The 4,787-nt window shown below is 73.4% G+C and carries 2 protein-coding genes; both read left to right on the top strand.

What is annotated here, in order from left to right; all coding sequences use genetic code 11:
* Window positions 1–1,130: 1,130 nt before the first annotated feature.
* Complete coding sequence (locus N6H00_RS39390) at window positions 1,131–1,925, top strand: AfsR/SARP family transcriptional regulator (RefSeq protein WP_268976709.1); 795 nt, start codon at window positions 1,131–1,133, stop codon at window positions 1,923–1,925.
* The gene (locus N6H00_RS39385; protein WP_268976708.1) at window positions 1,922–4,732 is read left to right on the top strand and encodes a BTAD domain-containing putative transcriptional regulator; all 2,811 of its coding nucleotides are present in this window, start codon (window positions 1,922–1,924) and stop codon (window positions 4,730–4,732) included. The genes N6H00_RS39390 and N6H00_RS39385 overlap by 4 nt, the downstream gene beginning before the upstream one ends.
* The last annotated feature ends 55 nt before the right edge of the window (window positions 4,733–4,787 follow it).

Raw genomic sequence — 4,787 nt, 5'->3', positions numbered from 1 at the left:
GCCTGAACTCCCTGAAAGTCCGTACCTGCGCGGGCCGATGGCGGCCGAGCGGAGTCGGGAGAGCCGTACTCCGGGCCGTCGCCGCCGCAGTGTTCGTGCGGCCCCGGGGCGGTTCGGGCTCCGGGGCGGCGCCTCATGGGCGACAGCCAAACACAGCGCGCCGGGAAAAGTGATCGCTGAGGACGGTGCATGATCGAAAACCGGGAAATCCCTCGGTAGCGTCCGGAGTGGCTGTCCGGACCCGGTGCCCGGGGCGCCCCGGCGTGATGTTGGTTTATCGCCCGCGCACCGGCGGTTCACCGGCCGGTGTCGCCGCTGAGCCGTATCCGGAAACCCGTTTCATGGCCGGGGATGACCGTTCGCTGCCCGACTGGAACGGTCCTGGAGGTGGGACCCCGACACGAAAGATGTCATGACCAATTCAATTAGCGGAAATTCGCGACCAAGAAGGGGTGACGATGCCAAGCAGCCGAGTAAACACCCGTCACCCGAGCCGCCTCGAATTCCCCTAGTTTCGGCCCGGCGGCGCCTAATTCCTGGACCTACTCCCTTGACACGGGCGGGGTTCCGGGCTGCGGAGGTCGGCGAGACGGTGATCGGGCACGCCTGCAAGGCGGGCCGGGCGGCCCGTACGTACGGGTGACGGGTGACCGGCGGCGGACCGCATCGGCCACGATCACGGTCCGGCGCCGAGCAGGCCGTGCGCGACGCCCCGGGGGCCGGGGTGCGGAGCGCCGCCGCCGTGGCCGAGGCGACTCCGGCACGTCGCCACACGGTGCCGCCCCCGGCACCGAGGCCGCTGCCGGCCGGGGCGCAGCCGGGTCGTGTTGCCCACGCCGCTCGGTGGCCGCTCATCAGCCGCCCACGGCAGGGCCGGCTCCCGCCGTTGCCCTCGGCCGCGCCCCGTCATCGTCGAAGGAGCACCCGCCGCGCCGAAGACCCACGTCGCCCGCTGTGGGCGCGGCTGATCGAAAGCCAGGTGTCGGCAGCGACTCGCGCGCGCAGTTCCCCGAATTCCCGATCACAGGATTGACGCGGTGTGATTTAGCCCATTCACTTGGCCATCCTGGAAGCCCGGACAAGCCAGCTAATGTAGGACGCAGAATAAGCGCGGCCAAGCGGGGAGTTTCATGCGTTTCAGCGTGTTGGGCCCACTGACGGCGAATCACCATGGCAAGGGCGTGCCCCTCGGAGGACTCCGCCAGCGGACTGTCCTCGCTTTCCTCCTACTCCATCCGAACAACTCCGTGAGCACCCAGCGGCTCATTGGTGCCCTGTGGGGCGCAAATGAGCCGACAACGGCCCGGAAGAGCGTTCAGAACGCTTTATCAGGCCTACGCAAGGCGTTCCTGACGCATCATCGGTCCGGCGATGCTCCGGTCGCACTCCGCACGGAGGGCCGGGGGTACATCCTGCGCATCCCGCCCGAGCACATCGACCTCGGCAGGCACCACCTGCTCCTGGAACGCGGCGCCAGGGAACTGGCCGACCGGTCCTGGGAGGCGGCCGCCCGTACGCTCCGCGAGGCGCTGGGGCTGTGGCGCGGGGAGGTGCTGGCCGACCTGGTCGAGGCCGGTATCGAGTGGCCTGAACTGGCGGTGGTGCGCGAGGCCCGGTGGAAGGCGCTGGAGGACCGGATCGTCGCCGACCTGATGCTGGGCCGCCACCGCGAGGTGGTCGCGGAACTGGGGCTCGCGGCGGATGCCGAGCCCGTCCGGGAGCGGCTGTGCCGACTGCACATGGTGGCGCTGTACCGGACCGGCCGGCAGACCGACGCGCTGGAGGTCTATCGCCGCACCCGGTCGGTGCTGGCGGAGCGGTTCGGGACCGGGCCGGGCCCCCGACTGCGCGATCTGGAGCAGTACGTACTCGCGCACGACCCCGAGCTGACGGCGCCCGGCGCGGTACTCCGGCTGGCCGCATGAGACCCGCCGCGACCGCGGGAGAGCTGCGGTTTCACGTGCTGGGACCGCTGGAAGTACTGAGGAACGGCGTGCCGCTGCCGCTCGGCGGCATCAAGCAGCGCACCGTCCTGGGCTATCTGCTGCTGCACCCCAACCGGGTGACGGCCACCAGCCAGCTGATCTCGGCACTGTGGGACGGGCCCTCGCCCGCCTCGGCCCGCAAGATGGTCCAGAACGCGGTGTGGCGGCTGCGCAAGCTGCTGCACCTGCACGAGGAGCACGCCGAGCAGGAGGACATATCGCTCCAGTCGCGCCCGCCCGGCTATCTGCTGCGGGTGGATCCCCAGGCCGTCGACCTGTACCGGTTCCACGAGCTGGTGGCGGAGGGGCGGGCCCGGATGCGGGACGGCGGAGTGGCGGAGGCGTCCCGGCTGTGGCGCCAGGCGCTCGCCCTGTGGCGCGGGCCCCTGCTGGCCGACCTGGCCGAGGCCGGGGTGGCCTGGCCGGAGCTGAAAGTGTCCGCGGACACCCGGCTGGACGTGCTGGAGGAGTACTACGACGCCGAGCTGGCCCTGGGCCGGCACAGCGCGGTCCTCCCCGAGCTGTTGACACTGCGTCGGTCCGAGCCGCGGCGCGAGCGGCTGACCGGGCAGCTCATGCTCTCGCTGCACCGCAGCGGGCGGCAGTCCGACGCCCTGGATGTCTACCGGGCGCACCGCGCCGAGCTGGCCGACCAGCTCGGTCTGGATCCGAGCCGGGAACTCCAGGAGCTCCACCAGGCGATCCTCACCCACGACACGGCACTCCACTACACGCCGCTGCCCGGCACCCTCCAGGTGCGTCCGGCACCGCCGCAGCCGTCGGCCGCGGCCGACGCCGCCTCCCCCGCGCCGGACGCGGTGGAGTCCGCCGGGCTCGTGCCGGAGCGCAAGGAGGTCAGCGTCGCGCTGATCAACGCGGTCTGCCCGGCGGTTCCGGGCGGCGGTGACCCGGAGCACGTGGACATGGCGATGGAGGCCGTGCACGAGGTCGTCGTGACCGAGGCGCATCGTTTCGACGGCATCGTGGCGGCGAAGCTCGGCTGCTGCTGGCTCGTCGTCTTCGGCGCCGGGCGCAGCCACGACAACGACGCCATGCGCGCGGTGCTGATGGTGCTCGCCGTACGCCACCGGATCCGCGCGCGGAACGCGCACCCGCTGCGCCTGCGCGCCGCCGTTGACACCGGCGAGGCCCTGGTGCGCTACGGCCGCGACGGTGCCGGACCGCCGACGGTGACCAGCGCGGCGCTGGACCGGCCGCAGTCGCTGCTTCCGCTCGTCCCCCTGGACGAGGTGTGGGTCAGCGAGGACACCCGCGGACAGACCGACAACCTGATCGGCTATCAGCGCGCCCGCGTCCACGCGGCCATGTGGACGGTACAGGGCGTCCGGTGCGCCACCGTGCGCGGCCCGCGGCTGCCGCTGCTGGGGCGTGCCGACTGCGTACGGGCCCTGACGGACCTGCTCGACACCGACGCGGTGGAGCGGCGGGTCGCGCTGGTGGTGGGCGGCCCCGGCATGGGCAAGAGCGCGGTGCTCGAGGAGTTCGAGCGGCAGACCGCCGGGCGCGACCCGGCGACGCGGCCCCTGCTGGCGCATCTGCTGCCGTGCACGGTGGACGACAGCGCCCTGCGCGTCCTCGCCGCGGAGCTGTCGTCGTGTTGTGGCATCGGGTCGTGGGACCCGCCCGGGACGGCGCGGGCGAAGCTGTGGGCGATGGTCGAGCGGGCGGCGGCAAACGCCGACGAGGCGCGACGGCTCTTCGAGCGGCTGCTGGTACCGCTCGGGCAGGTGACGCACCAGGAGCAGGCCGCCGGTCCCGAGGAGGTGGTCGCGGCCTGGTGCACGCTGCTGGAGCGGCTGGCCGCGGAGCGCACCGTGGTCGTGGTCATCGACGATCTGCACGCGGCGGACGAGTCCGTGCTCGGGCTCGTCGGCCCGCTGCTGGGCCAGGAGGGTCCGGCCCGGCTGAAGGTGGTGGCCGCGGCCCGTCCCGAGCTGTTCCTGCGGCGCCCCGCCTGGGAGTCGGCGGTGAACGTCACCGTCGAGCTGACGCGGCTGCCCGACACCGTCGTCGCCGAGTTGACGCGTACCGTCCTCGAAGCGGGCGGAGGGCGGGACCGGCCACCCGGGCCGGTGGCCGAGCTGGTCGAGGTGGTGACGGCGCTGGCCGACGGCAACCCGATGTTCGCGGCGGAGCTGACCCGGATGGCGCTGCGGCGCGTCAGCCCGGACACGGCAGCGGCGGACGCGGCCCCGGCCGAGCGGCCGGAGGCGGCGCACGACATGCTGCCGTCGGCGGTCGGCCGGGCACTGGCGGCCCAGCTGGACGCGCTGCCGACCGACCTCAAGGCGGTCGCGCAGGACGCCGCCGTGCTCGGCGAGGCCGTCCGCCCGGAGGACGTCGCGGCGCTGCGGGACCAACGGCAGTCCGACGCCGGCGACGTGGCCGACGCGCTCGGTGAACTCGTCCGCCGCGGAGTGCTCATGGCCGCTCCCGCGGACGCCGGCACCACCGGCAGCTTCACCTTCCGGCAGCCGCTGCTGCGCGAGGTGGCCTACGCACGGCTCCCACAGGCCCAGCGGGCCGCCAAGCATGCCGCCGTGGCACGCTGGGAGGGCCGCTCCCGGACACCGGGCGGATCGCTCCGCCCGGTGGCGCCCGAACTGCTGCGGCTGGGCTCCGTGGTACAGCGGCTGCGCGACGCGGCCCGGACGGGGCCCGGCCCGGAGCCCAGGGCCGCACTCACGGAGGGGACGCCGCTATTCCCGGCCGGCGCCGGACGGTGACCGCCCACTGCGGCACCGGCCGCTCCCGCGGACGCCGGCACCACCGGCAGCTTCA

This window comes from Streptomyces sp. S465 (assembly GCF_026898115.1).
Taxonomy (GTDB): domain Bacteria; phylum Actinomycetota; class Actinomycetes; order Streptomycetales; family Streptomycetaceae; genus Streptomyces; species Streptomyces luomodiensis.
The sequence above is the reverse complement of the archived record's forward strand: the minus strand, read 5'-3'. Positions and strand labels throughout refer to the sequence as shown.